The organism is Actinomyces sp. HMSC075C01 (genome assembly GCF_001812965.1).
GTDB lineage: Bacteria > Actinomycetota > Actinomycetes > Actinomycetales > Actinomycetaceae > Actinomyces > Actinomyces acetigenes.
The window spans coordinates 1-205 of sequence record NZ_KV811005.1 but is presented as its reverse complement, the minus strand read 5'-3'; the positions used below and the strand labels follow the sequence as shown (position 1 = coordinate 205).

Genomic DNA, 205 nt, shown 5'->3' with positions numbered 1-205 from the left:
TGACCTACCTGCGCCACAACCTTCCCCAGGCCGCTATCGGTGAGCTGCTCGGCGTGTCCCAGCCCACCGTCTCCCGGGCCGTCAAGGCCCGCCCTGAGCTGGTCACCCGCGCCCTGGACGGCTACCTCATCCTCATCACTGCCGAGGAGGTCGCCCCGGGCTGCGACTACATCCTGGACGGCACCCTGATGCCCTGCTGGAGCTG

The 205-nt window shown here is 69.3% G+C and carries 1 protein-coding gene; it reads left to right on the top strand.

The annotated features are described in order from the left end of the window. Positions 1–205 (top strand): transposase family protein (locus tag HMPREF2883_RS08235; protein ID WP_176747182.1); only part of this gene is annotated, 205 nt, incomplete at both ends.